The sequence below is a fragment of the Pedobacter sp. GW460-11-11-14-TSB4 genome (genome assembly GCF_059423705.1).
The window spans coordinates 144284-166565 of the sequence record NZ_JBWKYI010000006.1; the positions used below are offsets into that span (position 1 = coordinate 144284).

Annotated in this window: 18 protein-coding genes; 7 read left to right on the forward strand and 11 right to left on the reverse strand. The window is 39.3% G+C overall.

Annotated elements, in window-relative coordinates:
- Window positions 1-45: 45 nt before the first annotated feature.
- Both AC07YT_RS08425 and AC07YT_RS08430 read right to left on the reverse strand, forming a co-directional pair.
- Entirely contained in the window at window positions 46-2508 is a 2463-nt protein-coding gene (locus tag AC07YT_RS08425) for a glycoside hydrolase family 31 protein (RefSeq protein WP_086545029.1), read from the reverse strand.
- Between the two features lie 442 nt (window positions 2509-2950).
- Window positions 2951-5842, reverse strand: coding sequence for a TonB-dependent receptor (locus AC07YT_RS08430; protein WP_086545028.1), 2892 nt, complete (start codon window positions 5840-5842; stop codon window positions 2951-2953).
- 196 nt (window positions 5843-6038) lie between these two features.
- Between AC07YT_RS08430 and AC07YT_RS08435 the strand changes: the two genes are divergently transcribed.
- From AC07YT_RS08435 to AC07YT_RS08445, 3 genes are read left to right on the forward strand one after another with little or no spacing between them, the layout of a single operon-like run.
- Window positions 6039-8468, forward strand: a complete 2430-nt coding sequence (locus AC07YT_RS08435; protein WP_086545027.1) for a penicillin acylase family protein — start codon at window positions 6039-6041, stop codon at window positions 8466-8468.
- 6 nt (window positions 8469-8474) lie between these two features.
- Entirely contained in the window at window positions 8475-8834 is a 360-nt protein-coding gene (locus AC07YT_RS08440) for a hypothetical protein (protein WP_086545026.1), read from the forward strand.
- A gap of 19 nt (window positions 8835-8853) precedes the next feature.
- A complete protein-coding gene (locus AC07YT_RS08445) occupies window positions 8854-9837 on the forward strand; it encodes a LuxE/PaaK family acyltransferase (RefSeq protein WP_494945273.1) in 984 nt (327 codons plus the stop codon).
- 3 nt (window positions 9838-9840) lie between these two features.
- Here AC07YT_RS08445 and AC07YT_RS08450 read toward each other — a convergent pair whose 3' ends face one another.
- The 8 genes from AC07YT_RS08450 to AC07YT_RS08485 are packed head-to-tail and all read right to left on the reverse strand — an operon-like array spanning window position 9841 to window position 14041.
- Window positions 9841-10278 (reverse strand): Fur family transcriptional regulator, encoded by a 438-nt coding sequence (locus AC07YT_RS08450; RefSeq protein WP_086549238.1) that lies wholly within the window; start codon window positions 10276-10278, stop codon window positions 9841-9843.
- Between the two features lie 20 nt (window positions 10279-10298).
- Entirely contained in the window at window positions 10299-10748 is a 450-nt protein-coding gene (locus AC07YT_RS08455; protein ID WP_086545024.1) for a hypothetical protein, read from the reverse strand.
- On the reverse strand, window positions 10745-11179 hold the full coding sequence (locus AC07YT_RS08460; protein ID WP_086545023.1) for a hypothetical protein: 435 nt from the start codon (window positions 11177-11179) through the stop codon (window positions 10745-10747). The genes AC07YT_RS08455 and AC07YT_RS08460 overlap by 4 nt, the downstream gene beginning before the upstream one ends.
- 12 nt (window positions 11180-11191) lie before the next feature.
- A complete protein-coding gene (locus AC07YT_RS08465) occupies window positions 11192-11629 on the reverse strand; it encodes a hypothetical protein (protein WP_086545022.1) in 438 nt (145 codons plus the stop codon).
- An 18-nt stretch (window positions 11630-11647) separates the two neighbouring features.
- Window positions 11648-12862: an ABC transporter permease gene (locus tag AC07YT_RS08470; RefSeq protein ID WP_086545021.1), complete on the reverse strand. Its 1215-nt coding sequence runs from the start codon at window positions 12860-12862 to the stop codon at window positions 11648-11650.
- Window positions 12862-13488 (reverse strand): ABC transporter ATP-binding protein, encoded by a 627-nt coding sequence (locus AC07YT_RS08475; RefSeq protein ID WP_086545020.1) that lies wholly within the window; start codon window positions 13486-13488, stop codon window positions 12862-12864. Before AC07YT_RS08475 ends, AC07YT_RS08470 begins: the two co-directional genes overlap by 1 nt.
- Complete coding sequence (locus AC07YT_RS08480) at window positions 13481-13639, reverse strand: hypothetical protein (RefSeq protein WP_494945274.1); 159 nt, start codon at window positions 13637-13639, stop codon at window positions 13481-13483. Before AC07YT_RS08480 ends, AC07YT_RS08475 begins: the two co-directional genes overlap by 8 nt.
- 12 nt (window positions 13640-13651) lie before the next feature.
- On the reverse strand, window positions 13652-14041 hold the full coding sequence (locus AC07YT_RS08485; RefSeq protein ID WP_086545019.1) for a MerC domain-containing protein: 390 nt from the start codon (window positions 14039-14041) through the stop codon (window positions 13652-13654).
- A 1183-nt stretch (window positions 14042-15224) separates the two neighbouring features.
- Here AC07YT_RS08485 and AC07YT_RS08490 point away from each other — a divergent pair.
- Entirely contained in the window at window positions 15225-16022 is a 798-nt protein-coding gene (locus AC07YT_RS08490) for a Fic family protein (protein ID WP_086545017.1), read from the forward strand.
- Window positions 16023-16496: 474 nt separating this feature from the next.
- On the opposite strand, the gene tyrS is transcribed toward AC07YT_RS08490, so the two are convergent.
- Window positions 16497-17783, reverse strand: a complete 1287-nt coding sequence (gene tyrS, locus AC07YT_RS08495; RefSeq protein ID WP_086545016.1) for a tyrosine--tRNA ligase — start codon at window positions 17781-17783, stop codon at window positions 16497-16499.
- Between the two features lie 170 nt (window positions 17784-17953).
- On the opposite strand from tyrS, the gene AC07YT_RS08500 reads away from it, so the two are divergent.
- Genes AC07YT_RS08500 through ligA form a run of 3 tightly spaced genes read left to right on the forward strand, consistent with a single transcriptional unit; the run spans window position 17954 to window position 22214 of the window.
- Window positions 17954-18628, forward strand: coding sequence for an ACP phosphodiesterase (locus AC07YT_RS08500; RefSeq protein ID WP_086545015.1), 675 nt, complete (start codon window positions 17954-17956; stop codon window positions 18626-18628).
- A gap of 37 nt (window positions 18629-18665) precedes the next feature.
- Window positions 18666-20168 carry a hypothetical protein gene (locus AC07YT_RS08505; protein WP_086545014.1) on the forward strand — a complete coding sequence of 501 codons (1503 nt, stop codon included), beginning with the start codon at window positions 18666-18668 and terminating at the stop codon, window positions 20166-20168.
- A 30-nt stretch (window positions 20169-20198) separates the two neighbouring features.
- Window positions 20199-22214 (forward strand): NAD-dependent DNA ligase LigA, encoded by a 2016-nt coding sequence (gene ligA, locus AC07YT_RS08510; protein ID WP_086545013.1) that lies wholly within the window; start codon window positions 20199-20201, stop codon window positions 22212-22214.
- Window positions 22215-22282: the final 68 nt, after the last annotated feature.

Genomic DNA, 22282 nt, shown 5'->3' on the forward strand with positions numbered 1-22282 from the left:
GACTGGGTGAAACCCCAAATACTAAACAGCATTTGGGGTTCAATGTTACAAACTCAAGATTTGTATTTCTAAGAAGTTTTTATTGCATTTGAAATGCAGGATATTCTGATCGTCGGTATAAAAATCTTTCACCTCTTTATTATCGATAATGATCTTTTTCACCTGGAATTTTACGCCGATAACGTTGCAAACATAAAATTCATAATTAGGGGTATACAATCCTTCGTTACGTTGGTTCACTTTAATGGCCTGAGCATCGCCTTTTACGGTGAATTTCTTTTCCAGATAAATGTCCTGTTCGTAGGCAAACGTATCACCATGATCTTCGTACATGTATGAATTTACCTCGTAATCGCTGTGATAAATATTCAATACAACTTCAGTAATCGATTTTTCATCCACATATTGCATGACCGGATATTCTGGTAAAACGGTACCTGCCCTTACAAACATTGGCATACTGTCGATCTTGGCATCAACTGTATATTCATTACCGCCGTCGAGGATTTCGTTGGTCCAGAAATTATACCAGGTTCCTTTTGGAAGATAAACTTTTCTGGATATTGCACCTTGTTCTAAAACCGGGCAAATTAACAGTTTATCCCCATAACAAAATTCATCCTGACGAAAACTGTTGCTGATATTTTCCTGCTCCAACATCACCAGTGGCCTTAGAATAGGAAAACCATAACGGTGATGCTCCCAGAATACCGAATACAGGTAAGGCATTAAACGATACCTTAATTCGATAAACTTACGGTTAATATCTTCGAAAAATTCGCCAAAGCTCCAGGGTTCGCGTTCAGCAGTATCACCTGCAGAGTGTGCACGCATAAATGGAGAAAAAGTACCTAACTGGATCCAACGGGTAAATAATTCCCCATCAGGCTCACCACTAAATCCGCCAATATCTGTTCCACAGAAAGGCACGCCAGAAACCGATAAACGCTGGCACTGGATATTTCCGATCTTTAAATGTTCCCAGGTGGCAATATTATCGCCGGTCCAAACACTTGCATAACGTTGCATGCCCGAATAACCAGCCCTGGTAATGGTAAACGGACGTTTATTGCGCATTAATTTTTTTAATCCCTCGTAGGTAGAACGCACCATCTGCATGCCATAAACATTATGTGCTTTACGGTGTGAGCCACGGTAACCATCATAGTTATGACGGACATCATTAGGGAAAGTTCCTGAACCAAACACGGCTGGCTCATTCATATCGTTCCAGAAACCTGCAACGCCCATGTCTACCAATTCTTTGTATAAATTACCCCACCAGCTCCGTACTTTTGGATTGGTAAAATCGGGAAACTGACAGCGGCCAGGCCAAACATGCCCTTCCATATAATAATCGTCGCTACGGCGACAGAAAAATCTTTTCTCTTTACCTTCTTTAAAAACCCAGTAATCGTCATCTACCTTAATTCCAGGATCGATCATAACTACGGTTTTAAAGCCATCATCAGAAAGTTCTTTAATCATTCTCCGTGGATCTGGAAAGTATTTTTTGTTCCAGGTAAAACAGCGGTAGCCATCCATGTAATCGATATCCAGATAAATGGCATCGCAAGGGATTTTACGTTCCCTGAACTGTTTGGCTATTTCTTTAACTTTTGTCTCAGGGTAATAACTCCAACGGCACTGCTGATAACCCAAAGTCCATTTTGGAGGCATCGGGTGCGTTCCGGTTAAAGTTGCATAACGTTTAACCACGTCCATAATATGTGGCCCGTGGATATAATAGTATTGCAATTCTCCGCCATCGGCCCAGAAACTGGTTTTATTTACATCTTCTGAACCGAAATCGAAATATGATTTAAAGGTATTATCGAAAAAGATACCATAAGCCGCCTGATTATGCAAACCAATATAAAAAGGTATGGTGCGGTAAAGTGGATCCTGGTTCCAGCCGAAAGAGTAAGCATCGGTATTCCAGTTTTCGAACCGCCTGCCGCGTAGGTTAAAATTGCCAGATTTATCACCTAAACCGAAGAAATTTTCTTCAGGGTGGCATTTTTTGGTTGCGTAGATATAATAACCGCCAAAATCTACATTTTCTTCCCAGTGCATAGAATTGGCTTCATCAACCATAACTACATTGGTAATATTATCAGAGAAGGAAATATGGAAATTTGCTTTTTCTATTTTACAGGTTACCGCATGGGTAGAAATTGTGAAATGATCATCGTGTTCCTGCATTTTAAAAACAGAAACTTTTTGATCCACTTCAGGCACGGCATAAGAAAAATCATCTAAAAAAACGCCATGAGGAGCCAGGCGAACCCGGATAATATCATCGCTTACCACGCGAACTTCTACTCTTGCATCGCCATCAGAAAAATAAAAACGGTTGCCCTCCTTTTTTACTTTTTTAACTGCACCAAGGTATTGTTTAACAATTGGCTTTACCGATATATCTACTGGATTGTTTAAATGTTGTATTTCTTGTTCCTTTTCGATCAGGTCACTTGTCTCGTTAGTTTTGTCGTTTTGCGCTTCCATCCTTATTTATTCAAATTTTAAATTCATGGTTCTTAAACCGGGATGTGCTTAAGAAAGTACTATAATACAAATATTTTATAAAAGGGATGTAGCTTTTTTGCAAAAGTTGTTTTTAATAGTGTAAGTTTTACACTAACTTATGCTAATTATGCATTTTTGATGCGTTATTAAGTACTGTTTTCTTGAACTAAAGATAATACTAGAATTGTAAATTCCAAACAAGATTAATGAAAATAAACAAGTTATTTTATTTCAAATCAGGAAATATGGCCTTCCATCATGACTTTGACTCAATATATTTAAAAGGAAAATATGGGCGTTCATTCAAGAAGATTTAAATGACGTAGCTGATCGCCCCAGCAATGACTGGCCAAATGTTTAAGTCTACAAAAAAGCCCTCTATACGATTAGCATAGAAGGCCCTTAAAACTCAATTCACTAATTATGGATTAAAACTAATGGCTAAGTAATAAATTGCACCTGCCTCAGGATTGCCATAGGAAGTGAAATAGTATTTGTTCAGTATATTTGAGCCACCCAGTTTAACAATTGATTGTACTGAAGGGATTCTTAAACTCACCTGTGCATCTAACGTACTGTATGCGGGTACCTGGCCAGCTGAGAAAGAAGAGTTCCAGTAAAACTGATCTTGCCAGCGGTAAGAAACATTGAAACCAAAGTTTTTAACAATCTCTTTATTTCCTAAGCCAAGGTTATAACGGATTTTAGGGGTATTGAAATCATTAATATAATTACTCGGTAAATCGCCAATCTGATTATATGATACGTTACCACTAACATTCCATTTACCCATCAAATAATCCAGGCCTAAGGCACCCCCATAAGAAGTAACAGTACCTTCTGCATTTACAGGTACACCATATTTTACATAATCAGTACTTGTACCAACCTGTTGATAAACATTAACCGCAGTAATAAAATCTTTATAACGGTTATAATAACCATAAGCGTCAATCAATAATCTCGGACTTAACAAACCTTTATAACCAATTTCATAAGCTTGTACGCTTTCTGGTCGTACACCACGCGGATCGAAAGTATATTTTTGTAAAATGCCGGCAGGTGATGCACCTGATACAAGTGCAGCATTATAAGCCCGGTAGCTGGCTTCTGTATAACCTTTAGTTGCTTCAGTTAACAAGCCATACTTAGCTAAACTTACAGGTATACCACCAATTAACCTTTGCGATCCACCACCAACAGAAAGGTCGATGTATTGATTTTGTGTGGTTGGGTTACGGTAACCTGTTTGGTAAGATAAACGGATGTTGTTATTTTTTGCTACAGTGAAAACTCCTGTGATACGCGGTGTAAAACGGCCCTCAAAATTTGTACTTTTATCATAACGACCTGCCACGGTTAATTTAAAGAACTCCCAAATTTTTTTACCAGCTTGTGCAAATGCACCATATTCATTGATGTTAATTTCACGATTCAAATCGTCAAAAATCGTCCCGCCTGACCTTAACTGATACAACCTTGAGGATGCACCAACCTGAAACTCTATTACATTATTAAATAGATTGGTAAAATTGTATTGGCCCTCGTAATGATAAAGGTTGGTTTTATCATCAAATTTTGCTCCATATACTCCGGTTGCAAAATTCGTTGCACTGATATTGGTATTCATTATAGCATCCTTATTGATATTAAAAGCTGGGGATCCTGGCAAGGCCCTGCTTGCATCGGCAGCGGATCTCGCTGCAGCATTTGCGATAGCATCAGTGGCTCCTTGTGCTTTTGCAGTGGCATAGGCAACTGTATAAGTCGGAAACCAGGAGGTCCTGGAAGGACTGGTTTTTTCATTAATATAACTTCCTAAGATTGAAGAAATATAAGAATCTCCTGAACGTTCCTGTGTGGTGTACGCTTTAACAAAAAAGTCCTGACCTTTTAATTCAATTTTATATTGTCCGATATTAAAGTTTCGGAGCGAATAGCGATCTGAACCTGTATAAACAGAAGTTCCCGTTCCCCAGTTTGCCTGACCTATTAACTGAATTGTTGGCGTAATATTGTAATATAAACCACCTGAGAATTTTAATGATTTTGTACCGTAGTCAACAAGATCAGACTCGTTATAACCTGTACGTGAAACAGACTGGTTAGAAATCAAACCATTTCGAAGTCCATAAGCCACACCAAGATAGGGCAAAGCAGGGCGTAATGCTGCATAAGCTGGATTTGCATTAATTAACGTAACAAGATTACCATAACTTGCAGTAGGTGCGGCTGTCATAATCCCGTTAAAGCCAGCAAATGCAGCCGCAAGCTGAGGATTAGCGGATATCCCGGCGGCTACAAAACGAAGGTTTGCATTAACCTCATCGCCATAAACATTTACTCCATCATAATTTGGATCAGAACTTCTGTCCCCGGGTTTAACCGAATTTGCAGTCCTATCAAAATTAGAATAGTTATTACCAAACCAATCTTTTGCCTGCAGGAAAGAAAATGCAGCTTTTACGCCAAATCTATTGTTCCATGATTTTGCCATGCGCACATCTAACTGATTGAAAGGCTGCACGCTGCTATTGTCATCGTTCACATGGTTTACCCCTGTTTTATATTGAAAACTTGCACCAGGATATTTAAAGGGATCTTTAGATGTCATTAACAAGGTACCGTTAATACCACCTGCACCATAAAGGGCAGATGAAGCGCCCGGTAAAAGTTCTACATTATCTACATCCAGTTCGGTGATGCCCACAATGTTACCTACCGAGAAATTCAGTCCCGGTGCCTGGTTATCCATTCCATCGATGTATTGGTTAAAACGCGTATTACCATTCGAATTGAAACCACGTGTATTAATCGACTTGAAAGTTAAACTCTGCATACTGCTTTCTACACCCTTCATATTGTTCAGGGCATCGTAAAATGATGGCGCGGCGATTTCCCTGATAGAGGCGGCACTCATGCGCTCAATAGAAACCGGCGATTCTAATATACGCTCGGGTGTACGTGAGGCCGAAACTACAACATCACCACCCAATACAACCGCGGTTTCCAGTTCCAGGTTAATACCCGAAGTGCTTCCGGTAATCTGCTGTTCTACGGTACCGTAACCTACATAAGATGCCACTAGAGTGAAGGGAACCTTTGCTGATGTGGTAAAAGTAAAACTACCATTACTTGTGGAGGCGGTACCGCCAGACTGACCTTTGATAGTTAAACTAACCCCTGCTAGTCCTTCTTTCGATTGCTTATCTTTTACGGTTCCGCTTACCGTAATACTTTGTGCCTGTGCCGCGAGGTTGCCCGCGAACACAAATAATAACACGTAGAAGATCTGTGTAAAAATTCTGCTCATAAACGATTGTTAATTTGGTTGTTTGTATTATTAGTTATATAAACTTAAATTCTTTTTTTGAATTAAACAAATTATGTTAGCATAATAATTTCAATTCAAATTATAATTTTGATTGATATACAGTTTGTTGTATTTTGCATTAAACATAAACCGTCATTTTGCCCTATCTTAGCAAAAGACTTGTTAGCTAGCCATTATGAATAAAATTAAAGCCCTGTTCTGCATCATCATTCCGATAGCATTAGCTTTTTTATTTAATACCAAATTAGGCAGTACGCCTCCCTTGTTAAAATTCCTAAATCCTTTTATGGGTTTCTGGCAAAATGCAGAGAACAATCATTTTATGTTTAACCATAAAGCGAAGATTAAAGGCGCAATAGATAAAATCGAAATCGTTTTTGACGACCGCATGATCCCCCATATTTTCGCACAGAATGATCACGATCTGTATCTGGCACAAGGTTATGTAACCGCCATGCACCGCCTTTGGCAAATGGATTTTCAAACCCGTTTTGCAGCCGGAAGAATTAGTGAAGTGGTGGGTGATAAAGCCATTGAGGTAGATCGTTATCAGCGCCGGATGGGCATGGTTTATGGGGCTGAAAACTCATTAAAAGGCATGATGGCCGACCCGAAAGCAAAAGAAATGATCTTGGCTTATACCGAAGGAATTAATGCCTATATCAAAACACTTTCTAAAGCCAATTATCCCTTAGAATACAAAATACTCGATTTTAAGCCCGAAAACTGGACCCCGGTAAAATGTGCTTTGCTCCTAAAACAGATGTCGGCAGTATTAGCCATGGGTTCCGACGAATTTTACATGACCAACATCCTGAAAAAATTCGGACCTGAGGTGACCAAAAATCTTTTCCCTGATTATCCTTTCCGTGAAGACCCGATTATCCCGGTTGGCACAAAATGGGATTTTTCACCCCTGCCAACACCAAAAACACCGGAAAGCTTCACCCAGGCTCAAACCGGCGAGGTAAAAACAACCGAAAAAATAGAAGGCATTGGCAGTAATAACTGGGCTTTATCTGGTGCTAAAACCGCATCAGGATATCCGATTCTGGCAAACGACCCGCATTTGGATTTAACGCTTCCATCAATATGGTACCAGATTCAGCTACATGCACCTGGGGTAAATACCTATGGCGTTTCTTTACCCGGTGCACCTGGTGTAATTATTGGTTTTAACCAGAAAATAGCCTGGGGCGTAACGAATGTTGCTGCCGATGTGCTTGATTTTTATCAGATCAAATTTAAGGATTCGACCCACAATGAATATTGGTATAACAATACATGGAAAGCCACAACCAAACGACTCGAAACCATTAAAATACGTGGAGGAAAAGACAAAGTAGATACGGTTTACTATACCCATCACGGGCCAGTGGTATATTTCCAGAAACCAAAATACGGCAGGGCCGACAATGTACCCGTTGGCGATGCTTTAAGGTGGATTGCGCACGATGAATCGAATGAGTTGATGACTTTCTATTATTTAAACCGTGGAAAAAATTACAACGATTACCGCAAGGCTTTAACTTTTTACACTGCACCTGCACAAAACTTCGTTTTTGCCAGTGTAGATAATGATATTGCCATCACGCCAAATGGCAAATTTCCGCTAAAATGGAAAGATCAGGGCAAATTTATACTGGATGGTACCGACCCGGCATACGACTGGCAGGGATGGATCCCAAATGCACAGAACCCAACGGTTAAAAATCCGCCACGTGGTTTTGTAAGCTCGGCCAATCAGTCTTCTACCGATACCACTTATCCTTATTACATTAACTGGGAATTTGCACCTTACGAGCGGGGCAAGCGGATTAATGACCGTTTATCGGCTATGAATAAGGCGACCTTAGACAGTATCCGCCTGATGCAAACCGACAATTACAGCATTATGGCGCAAAACCTGGTTCCTGCATTGTTACCGTTACTAAACAACGAACAGTTAAATGCAACGCAAAAAGAAGCATTGGCTTACCTGAACAAGTGGAACAAACGTTATGATGCCCATGAAATTGCAGCCAGTGTATTCGAGATATGGACCAAACGCCTATCACATAATATCTGGGCGGATGAATTCGAAGTGAAAGGAATCCCCATGCGTTACCCATCAAGAGACCGCACGGTTGAGCTGATTTTGAAAGAACCCAATGCTATTTGGTACGATAACATTAATACCAGCAAAAAAGAAACATTACCTGATCTGGTTAACGAAGCCTTTAAATATAGCTGTGATAGTTTAGAAAGACGCTTTGGGCCGATAAACAAAGATTGGGACTGGGCGAATGTGAAACAGACCAACGTACCGCATCTGGCCAAAATACCAGGGTTCGGTTCGAAAGTTTTACAAATTGGTGGCGCGAAAACAGCTATTAATGCATTAAGCGAAGCCAATGGACCTTCGTGGCGGATGGTGATTGAATTGGGTAAAACGCCAAAAGGACATGGTGTTTATCCTGGTGGCCAATCAGGCAATCCTGGAAGCAAATTTTATGATAATATGATCGATACCTGGGCAAATGGTAAATTATACGATCTGTTTTATATGCAAAGTCCTGATGATAAATCGGGTACAGTTATTTCTCGTTTAAAAATTTCTAAATAGGCTAAAATGGTTTTCATTGTTATATTAATAATCTGTTTTCTACTGCAAATGATCGCCCCCTGGTGGATGATCATTGTCATTTCTTTTGCTACCTGCGGTATTATTGGCAAAACAGGAAAAATAGCCTTCTGGCAATCGTTCCTTGCTATTTTTTTACTTTGGATAGGTTATGCTTTATTTAAAAGTTTACCTAACGACAACGTACTGGCGGGGCGTGTAGCCGTAATGACGGGTATCAAACTGTGGTGGGCACTGCTTTTGGTTACCGGTATTTTGAGTGGCCTGGTTGCCGGAATAAGTGGCTATTGTGGTTATCAGTTCCGCATGGCGATGCTGGCAAAAAAAACTGACGAGAAAATAGCATAATGCTTTGTACTTTTGCCCTGTGAATTTAACAGCTAAGGATATATTTTCAGTAAAAAGCACCAATGCGTTTAACGCCCTGGCATTAAACATTTTTAAGTTACAGGCGCAAAACTGTAATGTTTACCGCGAATATATCTTCCATTTAGGTGTTGATGCAGATGAGGTGAGCGAAATTGCACAGATTCCCTTTTTACCCATCAGTTTTTTTAAAAGCCATGCTGTTCTGAGCAGTACCAATCCAATAGAAATTACGTTCAGCAGTTCGGGCACTACAGGCATGGTACAAAGCAGCCATCATGTAAGCAATGTTAAATTATATGAGCAGAGCTATCTACAAGCTTTTGCCCAATTTTACGGAGACATTACCGAATATTGCTTTTTGGCGCTGCTCCCGTCCTACCAGCAGCGATCGGGCTCATCATTGATTTATATGGTCAACGACCTGATCGAAAAAAGCAGACACCCACAAAGCGGTTACTTTTTATATAACCACGATGAATTACTGAAAACCCTCCTCGAGCTTAAATCAAAAAAACAGAAAACCGTTTTAATTGGCGTGACCTATGCCCTGCTCGATTTTATAGAACAGTTTGATATCGATTTCCCTGAGCTGATTGTAATGGAAACCGGAGGAATGAAAGGGAAACGCAAAGAAATGGTACGCGAGGAGCTGCATGAACAATTAACCAAAGGATTTGGTGTAAAATCAATCCATAGCGAATATGGAATGACGGAGCTACTTTCTCAGGCTTATTCTTTAGGAGAAGGCATTTTCAACTGTCCTAACTGGATGCAGGTTTTAATCCGCGACACCAATGATCCTTTAAGTTTAATCGAAAATGGCAGAACTGGAGGCATTAATGTCATCGATCTGGCCAATCTTAATTCCTGCTCCTTTATTGCCACGCAAGATCTGGGCAGAATAAATCCCGATCAAAGTTTTGAAGTATTGGGCAGATTTGATAATGCCGATATAAGGGGATGTAATCTATTGGTGCAGTAAACGCTAATTTACCTTATCCGAACAGCTCGCACATAAACCAGTAGCAATCAAATTAAGGTGTGCCACTTTAAATCCTGCCGGAACTTTTAATGCCGGAATCTTAACGGTATCCAAACAGTAAATTTTATGGCAGTTATCGCAATTAAAGTGTACATGTTCATCATGGTGGTCATGTGCGCTGCAACCATCAGAACAAATGGCATAATTGGCTGTGCCCTGTTGATCTAAAACCTTATGGATAATCCCTTTTTCTTCAAAAGCCTGCAAAACACGATACAAGGTAACACGGTCTGCATCTTTACCCATCACTTGCTCCAAATAAGGCTGAGAGGTTGCAGAATCCCTTCCACTCAAAATCTCCAGCACCTGCAAACGCGGGGCAGTTCTTTTTAGTCCATTTTTAACCAAAAGTTTTTCGAAACGCGCAGTATTATCTTCCATAACCATACAAAAATAAACAATTAATTAATGAGTTTGGCATTTTTGATGCTTATTGGTGGCGCATAACTCGCATCCTTTTGCTCCAATTTTAAAATCCCCCGTATACGGATCGGTTTTTCGCTATAAGGTACCGCACGTTCCATTTCAATCATAATCATTACCGGAATACCATTTTGTCCGCAAAAATAACACTGGTTAACGGGCAGGGTAGCCAGGAGAAATTTCTGCTGTTTCGATCCGCTTTTTATCGGAATCAGGTAACCTGTCAAATCAAATTCCCTGTCTTCAAAACGTTTAATTGATTCGGTAAACAAGGGCATAAGTTCGTTCTTTTCAGTAAGTTCAAATTTCACAGAACCGATGATGTCCCAGTTTAAAGATCGCAACTGATCTTTCGGACTGTGCTTTTGCGTTTGTGCATTGACCGTACAAACCGAAAACAGGAAAAAAATAAAATATACATGTCTCATCGTTTTACGGCGTCTAAAAGAAAAAAAGCAGATCGGCTATCACCAGAATCGTTGATTATAAATTTTCCCCGTAGGACAATGGCTTCTTCTGTCCAGTTGATGGGTTTCAAAGTCTTTACTTCGATCATTGAAGGAATATCGCCTGTCCCACAATAGGGGCAAGAGGCAATGGGCACGATAGAAAACATGAACTCGCTGAAGCTATTGCCTACTTTAGTGGGAATAATATACCCAGGGAGTTCAATTATCTTATTATGGATTGCTTTTAGCGCCGGTGGAAAAACGGCCTGCCAAACCAAGGGTTTAACCTGCTTATCGTACTTTAGACCAATGAGATTCCATGTGGCGGTTCGCATCTCTGTGTGCACAGATACCTGAGCCGTTGCTGTAATGGAGATTAAAACCAATAGGACCAAAATGCATTTCTTCATGATCGAATGAGCCTATAAAAGTTTTGCATTTAACAGGAAAAACTCGCTCCTGTCATCCCCGGAGTCGTTAATCATGAAAATTCCCCTGAGCTTAATTGCTTTTTCTGTAATGGGGATAGCCCTTAACATTTTTACCTGCACCATTGATGGAATATCGCCCGAGCCACAGTAAGGACAGGAAGCGATAGGCACAATAGAAAACATAAATTCGCTAAATTTCGACCCTACCTTTGTGGGGATGATATAACCGGGCAGTTCTATGATTTTATGGTGTAATGCCCTTAATGCAGGCGGAAAAACACTTCCCCATTTCTTTGGTGCAATTTCGGCATCGTATCTCAAACCGATCAGGTTCCAGGTAGGCGTGCGCAAGTCGGTATGTACCTTAACCTGCGCCGCTACTACGTGGATAACTAAACATGAAACAACCAATAAAACCAATTTCTTCATTGCATTAACCTTAACGGATTATCTGTTTTTGGTTAAAGTTTCGGCAATATCAACCTTGTAAATCTGCATAGCAGGAATAAGCGAGGCTAAAGTGCCAATAAACAGCCCGATCCAGATTAAATATATTTCCTGTGGAACTGCAGTAAACCCCGTTAATTTTGCCTGCGAAGATTCCTGATAGGCCCCGATTACCTCAAGCGCAGCATGCCCGATCAATAAACCTAATAAGGCACCAATAAGCGTAACCAAAACCCCTTCAAACATGACCAGGAAAAACAGTTTCGATTTTGATGCACCGAGGCAGCGCATAATGGCCAGATCGTATTTCCGTTCTTTCATCGCGTTATAGAGGCTGATAAAAATGCTTAAGGCGGCAATCGCCATAATAAATACGGCAAACCATTGCAGCGTATCAATCCCAACGCCGATCAAAGAAAATAGCCTCGCGCTTTCCATTGCCGGAGAGGCGGCCTGCATGTTTGTACTTTGATTAACCATCCGTGGAAAAACAATCACCGACATGGGCGATTTGTACTGGATCAGTAAGGCGGTGATTTGTTTATCATTAATTTCTTTAGCTTCTGCTCCAGAAACATGGCCATGCTCCTGATTATGCTTTTCTTCGTGCATTTTATACACACTGCCAATATTGGTCAGGATCAGGTTATCGGTTATATTCCCCTGTGGTTTTAAGATTCCTTTTACGAGGTAAGCATGTTGTTTATGAATATCTCCGTTGCCAGTTAAACCATGTGCGCCAAAAAAAGAATCGCCAATCTTCAGCCTGGATGTTAAAGCAACCGTGCTCCCCAGGGTTACTTCTAAATCTTTATGCCAAAAATTGCCACTTTTTAGGGATAAACCATAAAGATTAGAGAAAGTACTATCGGTGCCGACAATCCGGTAACCGTTGTAATTATCGCCCAATGCCAAGGGAACAGCCCGCTTAACCATAGAGTTTTGCATTAATTTGTAAGCATCTTTTGCAGGGATATTTCCAGTAGGATAATCGATGTGGTAAATGCTGCTTAATATCAATTGTAAAGGACTTCCTTTTGCACCAACAACTAAATCAATATCCCTGGCATTTTTTTCCAGTTTATTTCCAATCTGGTTGGCGGCCAAAAATAGAATAGAGAGAATGCCTATACCAAAGGCAACTAAAATAATATTCAAAATTGTTGTTAGCTTATTCCTAACGAGGTTTTTGCTGCTGATTTTAAAAATATTCATTAGAGTAGATAGGTTTTAGTAATATATTCCTGCACCCTCCTATCGTGTGTAGCAATGATCAGTGCAGCACCATTATCTTTAGCCTGGGTAGTCAGCATCTGGATCACCAAACTGGCATTCTCATCATCCAAGCTAGAGGTAGGCTCATCAGCAATTAACAGATCGGGTTTGTTGACCAATGCACGCGCCACCGAAACCCTTTGCAACTGCCCCTCACTTAATTGGTCAGGATAATTTTTAGCCAGCCCGGCAATCCCCAGCTCGTGTAAAAGTGAAAGATTCCGTTCATGGTCTACAGGTACCCCGGCCATTACTGCCGCAAGTTCCAGATTATCGAGCACATCGAGAGAACGAATAAGATGCGGCCTTTGAAAAATAATACCGATATGCCGCCCCCTGAACCGATCTCGTCCTCTTGCAGGTAAAGTATATAAATCAGTTCCGTTAACTAAAACTTCGCCCTGAGTTGGCTCCAAAAGCCCAGAAATAATATTAAGCAATGTGCTCTTTCCACTGCCAGATGCACCTAGTAAAAGCCATTGCTCCATATCGGCGATTTCCCAGTAAGGAAATTTCAACCTCCTTCCCTTCTCATAAACATGTGCTAATGCGCTGATCTTAATCATGACCTATCACCTTTTGCACTTTTTTAACGACCAGATTTTTGATGGCATAACGCCTGTAAAGCTCTACGCCATCATTTGTGCCATGCTTACAGGCAGGGTTTAACATCGCAATAAACAACAATGCAGGGATAAATAAGATTTTAGAATTCATTGACATAACTGACTAATGACCCAATGGGCAAGACTTAAGCATTCGTAAATTGATATAGTGGGCCGCGGCAATGGTAAATCCACCAATCGGGATTAGGATTGGCTCCAATGGCTCAATACCCGAAAAATGCCCCAATGTTATACAGGCAAATCCAGCAATAAGTACCATAATGGGTATAATACGGCGATGTTGTTTGCGGTAAGCGGTACTTAAACTCCAAATACCAATGATTAAAGAAACGGCGATCATGGTAATTTCAACCGCTTCATTCGCTAAGAAACCCATTCCCCACATGGGTAAAACCGTAATTAAAAATGGCAGTGCGGCGCAATGTATGGCACAAAGTGTTGAGGCGGTAATCCCGATCCGGTCGAGGTTGATTCTGTAACTCCGTAGTTTCATCAAAATAAATTTAGTTCACAAATATAAAAGCAATTTAGTTGCATTTACAAGTTTACCAAATATATTTGCAACATCATTGCATTAAAATGATAAAAACAATCCCATTGCTGCATTAAGCAGTTTTTACTGGAACGTGAAACAATAGCTCAGTTGCCCCCACTTATGAGTAAAAAAAACGCTCGATTATTGTCTGTTAACTGATACATAAACAAAAAATTACAAAACAAAAAGCAGCTTTAAGCGCCTGTTTGCGCATATTTTATGTTGAGACTGAATAATAGTCGATGAAATGAACAAAATGGTAGTTTTTCTATGATATTCTTAGGTTTTATTTTGCGTAAGTTTGATTTACCCAACCAAACTATGCTTATTATGGAACCCTCAGAAGAACTGACTTTAGTTAAAACCCGCCTATCTTGCCCGAAGTGCAAAAACTTCGAAACCTATAGGGTACCAAGGGGCTTTATCTTTAAAACGCTTATGCCGTGGATTTCAGTTAAGAGATACAAATGTTATAAGTGCTTTAATAAGTTTTACGTATTTAACTAAAAAATCTAGAAATTAGCATCTCATTTAAGCCACTTTAGTGGCTTTTTTCTTTTTAAGATCAAGTGTATAAAAGCAACCCGCCCTATTTGGTTACCCCTGTGAATTCGCGAATAAAGTTTCCGAAGAGGTTTTCAGCTACTTATTATTTAGAATCGAGTTTAGCGGCATTAGAAGATTAACCACCGCAACACTGGTTTACCGCTTTAACCGTAAAAAAGATGAAAAGGACCGCCTAGTAGAATATGAGTAAATTTACTTACATAGATCTAATGAAGAATTCTGCCATTAGGATATTTAAAAATCTTTTCTGAAAGAAAGTAAATCATATCCCTTATAGAAAAAAGTCAGCAAATATTTGTTAATTTTGATCCAGGGGATAATCTTAAAATAAAGAAATGCCAAGCCTGAATGTAATATCAAAGCGGTTAAAACAGCTATCTGAGATCTCAAATAAAAAGGAAACAATTTTTCTGGATGATATCCGGAAGGAATTCCGGCAGGATCTCCAGCATTTTATCTTTGGAGAAACCCTAATCCTCAAAGATGGAAAACCTGTGATTGGAAGAAATCTTTACAAAAACTGGCTTTTTAAGATAAAAACCAAGGGTTTTGATTATGATATTAAGTTTCTTTAATGGATATTTTAGCGAAGTTAAAAAAGATTGATCGCCTAAAAAAAAAAATAGATGCCTTTAATGTAGGTAAAGATTGGGACCATGACTTTATTGAAAAGATCAAGATTGACTTTACGTATAACTCGAACAAGATAGAAGGTAATGCGCTGACCTACGGGCAGACCATACAATTACTAAAAGAATTTGTAGCTCCTAAAAATACATCCACCAGCGATTGTCTGGATATCTTAAATCACCAACAGGTACTTGATGAGGTTTTCGGGCAATACCAGGCAACCAAGATTACTGAGGCAAATATTAAACGTCTTCATAAAGTACTGATGCAAAGCCCCGATCAATGGTCTGATTCGATCCACTACGATCCTGGAAAGTACAAAATCCTTGAGAATGTAACTACCCGTTCATCTGGTAAAATTCATTACTACAAACAACCTCATGATGTACCCGTGGCTGTCTCAGATTTAATAAAAAAGACAAACCACCGTTTATCCTCATTGACATTAAATGCGAATGATGACCACATCTTGAAGATTGTAACAGAATTTCATTTTCAATTTTTAAATACGATCCATCCTTTTGGTGATGGAAATGGAAGAATTGCAAGAATCATCATGAACATCATTCTCCTTAAGTTTAAATATCCTCCTATATTCATTAAATTGATTAACAAATCAGATTACATGAACACTTTCGAAGCGGAAGAGCACACACCTGGATCAATGCTCACCTTTATGGCCGACCGGTTGATCGAAAGTCTTAAGATCAAAGAAAAATTTTTAAAAGCCAATTTATTATAACGACGATGATTAATTTGCTTCTGGTCGGGTAATCTCTTTAAAAATTTCGTTTGTCTTGTTTTTGATATCGATTACTCTTTGAGTCGTGAGTATTGTAAAAATAAGTGCAAGAGGGAACCATATAGCCAACCATCCAACATATCCTAATTAGGGTAAGGATGGACAGAATTATCCCAGATATTGATACCGAAAACAGAAATTTTAAGATTTGATGGCTATCATTTTCAACTACTTCGAAACTACCATTTCTTACTTTATCCCAAATATAAAAGATTGTGACCTTCTCATGAAGGTATCTTTGTTCAAACAGGATTTTTTGAATTGATCGATCTAAAATCAGGTAATCCTGTTTTTTTAATTATTTAGTGATACGCGCTAAAAGAATTTCTGCTGGGAGATCAACTTCCTGTTCTATCTTAAATTCGAGCCCAATGAATAAATCTTTTACCTTTAATTTCATTGGGCCCGAAAATATTAATCTGCGATTAAAAGGAAGTAGTTTTTCTTTCCTTTTTGTACCACAATAAATTTATCGTTGATCAAATGAGCGGTATTGAAAACCTGGGTAGCATCTGCTACTTTTTCTTTATTTACAGAAACACCTCCACCCTGGATCAGTTTTTTGGTTTCGCCTTTAGAGGAGAAAACAGCAGCCTTTTCTGCAAATAAAGTAGCCGCATCAATGCCATCAGCCAATTCAGATTTCGAAATATTAAACTGCGGAATACCTTCGAACATTTCTAACACCTGATTTTCTGACAAGCTTTTCAAAAATTCTAAAGATCCGTTTCCGAACAAGAATTCTGAAGTTTTAATAGCCGTTTCCAACGCTTCCACTGAGTGTGTTTTGATGGTGATATCTTCAGCTAAAGCTTTCTGCAGGATACGCAAATGTGGTGCCGCATCATGTTCTTTTTCTAAGGCTTCTATTTCTTCCTTATTTTTAAGGGTAAAAATGCGGATCCATTTTTTCACATCGTCATCGGATGCATTCAACCAGAACTGGTAAAATTTATATGGAGAAGTTTTCTCTGGGTCTAACCAAACTGCACCACTCTCGGTTTTACCGAATTTGGTTCCATCTGCCTTTTTGATCAATTGTGTGGTAATGGCATAAGCTGTACCGGCATCTTTTCTTCTGATCAGCTCTGTACCGGTAACAATATTACCCCATTGATCAGATCCGCCCATCTGTACCAAGCAGTTTTCGTTTTTCCATAAATGATAGAAATCGTAACCCTGAATCAACTGGTAACAGAACTCGGTAAAAGACAGACCAGAATCACCCTCCAAACGTCTTTTAACGCTGTCTTTCGCCATCATGTAATTTACGGTAATGTGTTTACCTACATCCCTGATAAAGGTAAAAAGATTCATATCCTTAAACCAATCGGCATTGTTAACCATTACTGCGCCATTTCCACCTTCTTCAAATTTTAAGAATTTAGCCAATTGCTTTTTCATCCCTTTCAGGTTATGCTCAATCATTTCAGGGGTCTGAAGATTACGTTCATCAGATTTGCCTGATGGATCGCCCACCATACCCGTAGCACCACCAACCAAAGCAAATGGTTTGTGCCCGGCATTTTGAAAATGAATCAGTGTCATGATCTGCGTTAAGTGACCAACGTGCAACGAATCTGCGGTGGGGTCGAAACCGATATAACCAGAAGTCATACCCTCGTTTAACTTTTCCTCCGTATTCGGCATAATATCATGCAGCATGCCACGCCATCTTAACTCTTCAACAAAATTCGTCATTGTACAAACACTTTAATAATGTGGGTGCAAAGATAAAATTTTAGCTTAGTTTAAAGCAAATTAGTTGGTATTGTAATTGAGTTACCATAATTGATCTTTCCACCTCCTATCCTTACCAATATTTTACTATTGGTTCTTTACAACAATACAAGAAAACATTACATTGCAAGATGAACTTTTTATCCCATTATTATTTCGACCGGACAAATAATGATGCCAATGTGGTAATGGGAACGGTTTTGCCAGATCTGATTAAAAATGCTGCCAAAGAGGCAAATTTATACCCACAGAAAAACGAATTCTTGTTTAAAGGAAATCCTGATGAGGAAAACCTGCTTTTTGGCTGGAAAAGACATTTAGCTGTCGACCTGCTTTTTCATTCCTCTAATTTCTTTTTGGAAAAAACCACCGAACTTAAGCAGCTCATTAAACCTATAGTTGAAAATACAGCAGTTCGTCCCTCATTTCTCGCGCATATTGGCTTAGAACTTTTATTGGATCATTTATTGGTTGAACACAACTTAATCCAGGTAAACCATTTTTACGATAAACTCGAAGCAGTAAAAAAAGAATCATTAAGCGATTTTCTGGAGCACTGCAAGCTAAAAGATCCTGAAGTATTTTTTGGGTTTTTAGCAAAATTCATCAGCAGTAAATACCTGTTAAGCTATCAAAAACTCGAAAACATCAGTTATGCCCTTAACAGAATCTGTATGCGTTTATGGCCAGAAACATTAAGTGAAAAGCAGTTGCAGGAGCTTACTTTTCAGCTGGGCCTTTTCAAAGTGGTTTTAGAAAAAGACTATATGGATATTTTTAAGGAAATTGAGAAAAAACTGGTTTGATTATTTTGATATATTTGGGCAAAAACCAAATAACTAAATGAAAATTAAACTAATTCTCTCCCTATTGCTTATCTTTTTGCAGTTCAATACCTTCGCTCAACAGCAGATTAATGTCATTAAAAAACCAACTTGGAACATCAGGGCTTCTTATGATAGTAATTATGGCACTAAGGTAGATTTATCGGGTAATGCCATCGCCATGATTGTTGACGTTCCCAAAGCCGACTTTGCAGTGGTTACCGTTGATGATAAGCTCAGTCAGCAATGGCTGACAACACTTGTCGGTTTTCCAATGGCCATTGGAAAGTTCAAAAACAATATCATGGTTATTGCTGCTTCAGACCGCAGTTATTTCAAAAGTTTCACCAACCAGTTTAAAGCCTATCTTCTCGAAGAAAAAACCGGTAAAATACTTTCCGAAAAAGTAATTTACGAAGGAAGCAAAGATTATGTTGAAACACCAGAATTTTTTATGGCTAAAGATGGCTCTTATTTTAAGATGGCCACCAGATTAACCGGCCTAAAACGCAAGGTGCATATTGGATTACCTGTTGTTGGCTTCTTCACGGCACTAAAAATGGATAAGGATTTTAATGAATCTCAAAGCTACACCGTAATCGATTTTAATGATAAACTGGAGCAGATTCAAAAAATGGAGCCTGAAATGCCAGATGGAGATACCTGGAAAGCATCTTGTGGAGATGACGGCAGTTTTATCATCAGTACGGTAGATGCTTCGAAAGGAAAATGCAATGTTGCAATTTATTTGAGCAGCAACCCCAGCCCACTTAAAACCGTTAGCATTCCTTTGGATGCTTTTAATCAGGATGAAATATCGTCGATAAGTTTTGCAAGTAGTAAAAAGCCCCTGGTAAATTACATTGGCATATTCTACAAAAATACGAACAAGGAACGCTCTACGTTAATTGCAAGAATCGATTTCAATAACGGCACCTATACCTCTACAAAGGAAGTTTTTGATAAAACCCATATTAAAGAACTGCAAAAGTCTTTTGTACCGGTCAACAAAAAATTCAACGATCTGACTTTCTCAGATATTAAATACATGAATATCAGACATATTGCAGAATACAACAATACGCTTCTCGTTACTATTTCCCCAAGGTTCTCTGTTACGAGCAGCCATGGTTCTATTACATCTGAGGGATCACTTCTGATGAATGCCTATGATGTTCAAATGAAACCACTTTATCATCAATTCTTGCCCCGTGATTATACAAGTAGTATCGCGGGAGAGGGATCAGAGGTTTCGTTCAACCTGGCAGAGAAAACCCTTCGAATCTTAGCTAACCAAAAAGATGGTCTTACTTCAGTTGCTACCGTATATGCTGAAATGAACTTGGAATCGGGTACAATAAACAAAATCAATCTGATATCTAAGGACGACATCAAAAATTCTTATTATGCCAATACCGAGTCCATCAGCTGGCTAAATGGTAGTTTTATTATTCCATTTATTGAGCGTATGGGCATTTTTAGCAAGAAAGTAGATTTACAGCTTTTACAACTAAAATATTAATCACTCTGCTCCTTTTTCTATATTTGTCTTATGTCGCAAACTGCAATAAAACAAGAAATGGATGCCCTGGTGGCCGAATTAAACCAGCACAATTATAATTATTATGTACTGGCTATGCCCACCATTGGCGATTATGAGTTTGATAAAAAATTAAAGCACCTCGCCGAGCTCGAAAAAGCGAATCCTGATTTTGCCGATCCCAATTCGCCTACGCAGCGTGTGGGTGGCGATATTACTAAAAACTTCATTACGGTAAATCACAAATACCCGATGTTATCATTGGGGAATACCTATAACGAGCAGGATCTCCGCGATTTTGACGAGCGGATCCGTAAAGCAATTGGTGATAATTTTGAATACGTTTGCGAATTAAAATTTGATGGCCTATCCATTAGCCTTACCTACGAAAATGGTAAACTTTTACGTGCGGTTACCCGTGGTGATGGCACTAAAGGCGATGATGTTACCAACAATGTAAAAACCATTCACACCATCCCGCATCAGATTAAGCCGACCGTTGCACCTGAACATTTCGAAATCCGTGGGGAGATTTTTATGCACAAAGCTGCATTTTTACGTTTAAATGCAGCGCGGGAAGAACTGGGCGAAATCCCTTATGCCAATCCGCGCAACTTTGCATCAGGTACCATAAAAATGCAGGATAGCAAAGAAGTCGCTAAACGACCTTTAGATGGTTTTATTTATTTCCTGTACACCGATAAAAATGAATTCAAAACCCATTGGGAAAGTTTAAATGCTGTAAAAGATTGGGGTTTTCATGTTTGCGAACACAATCGCCTGGTTGCTAACATTGATGCTGTACTGGAATTTATCCACCATTGGGAAAACGAACGTTTTAAACTGAGTTATGATATTGATGGCATTGTAATCAAGGTAAACAGTTATGCCCAACAACAAGAATTGGGTTTTACCTCCAAATCGCCACGTTGGGCCATCTCATATAAATACAAAGCAGCCGAGGTTGAAACCGTTTTAGAAAAAGTAACTTATCAGGTCGGCAGAACCGGTGCCGTTACGCCGGTTGCCAATTTAAAACCTGTGTTATTGGCTGGTACTACGGTTAAACGGGCCACATTGCACAACGCCAATGAGATAGATCGTTTAGATTTACATGAAGGTGATACCGTTTATGTAGAAAAAGGGGGTGAGATTATTCCAAAAATCATCAAGGTAAATCTTGATAAACGCTTACCTGGCTCAACCAAGGTACATTACCTTCATCATTGCCCGGAGTGCGGAACCGAACTGATCAGAAAAGAAGGTGAAGCAGTACATTACTGCCCCAATGATGAAGGTTGTCCGCCGCAGATTGTGGGAAAAATTCAGCATTTCATTTCACGCAAAGCGATGAATATCGATGGACTCGGTGATGAAACCATCGAAACATTTTACAAACACGGCCTGGTAAACCATATCAGCGATTTATATACCTTGTATCAAAAATCTGATCAGTTAAAAACCTTAGACCGTTTCGGGGAACGATCAATCGAAAACATGCTTGCCGGGATTGAAAAATCGAAGGAAATGCCCTTTGAAAAAGTACTTTTTGGGTTAGGCATCCGATATGTTGGTGAGACGGTTGCGAAAAAAACTGCTGCTGGGGTGAAGAATATCGACAAACTTGCTAATGCCACAGTAGAGGAACTCATCGCAATTGATGAGATTGGGCAACGGATTGCAGAGAGTATTGTTGAGTATTTTGGAAAATCTGAGCATTTACAGCAGGTAGAATTATTAAAATCGGCAGGATTACAGTTTGAAATTGAAGAAAAGATAATTACGCTTGATAGTGATAGGCTTATTGGAAAAACATTCGTAATTTCGGGCGTTTTTGAAAACTTTAGCCGCGATGAACTGAAAGACATGATTGAAGCCAATGGAGGCAAGATGCTGAGCGGTATTTCAGGCAAATTGAACTACCTGGTTGCAGGCGACAATATGGGCCCATCAAAGCTGGAAAAAGCCAATAAGTTAAACGTTCCGATCATCAGCGACGCAGAACTTTTAGAAATGCTAAAAAGTTAATATGCATTACTCATTAATTTTAATGAGGCAAAAATAAAAGATGGAATAAAAAGAGTTATAGATAGCTA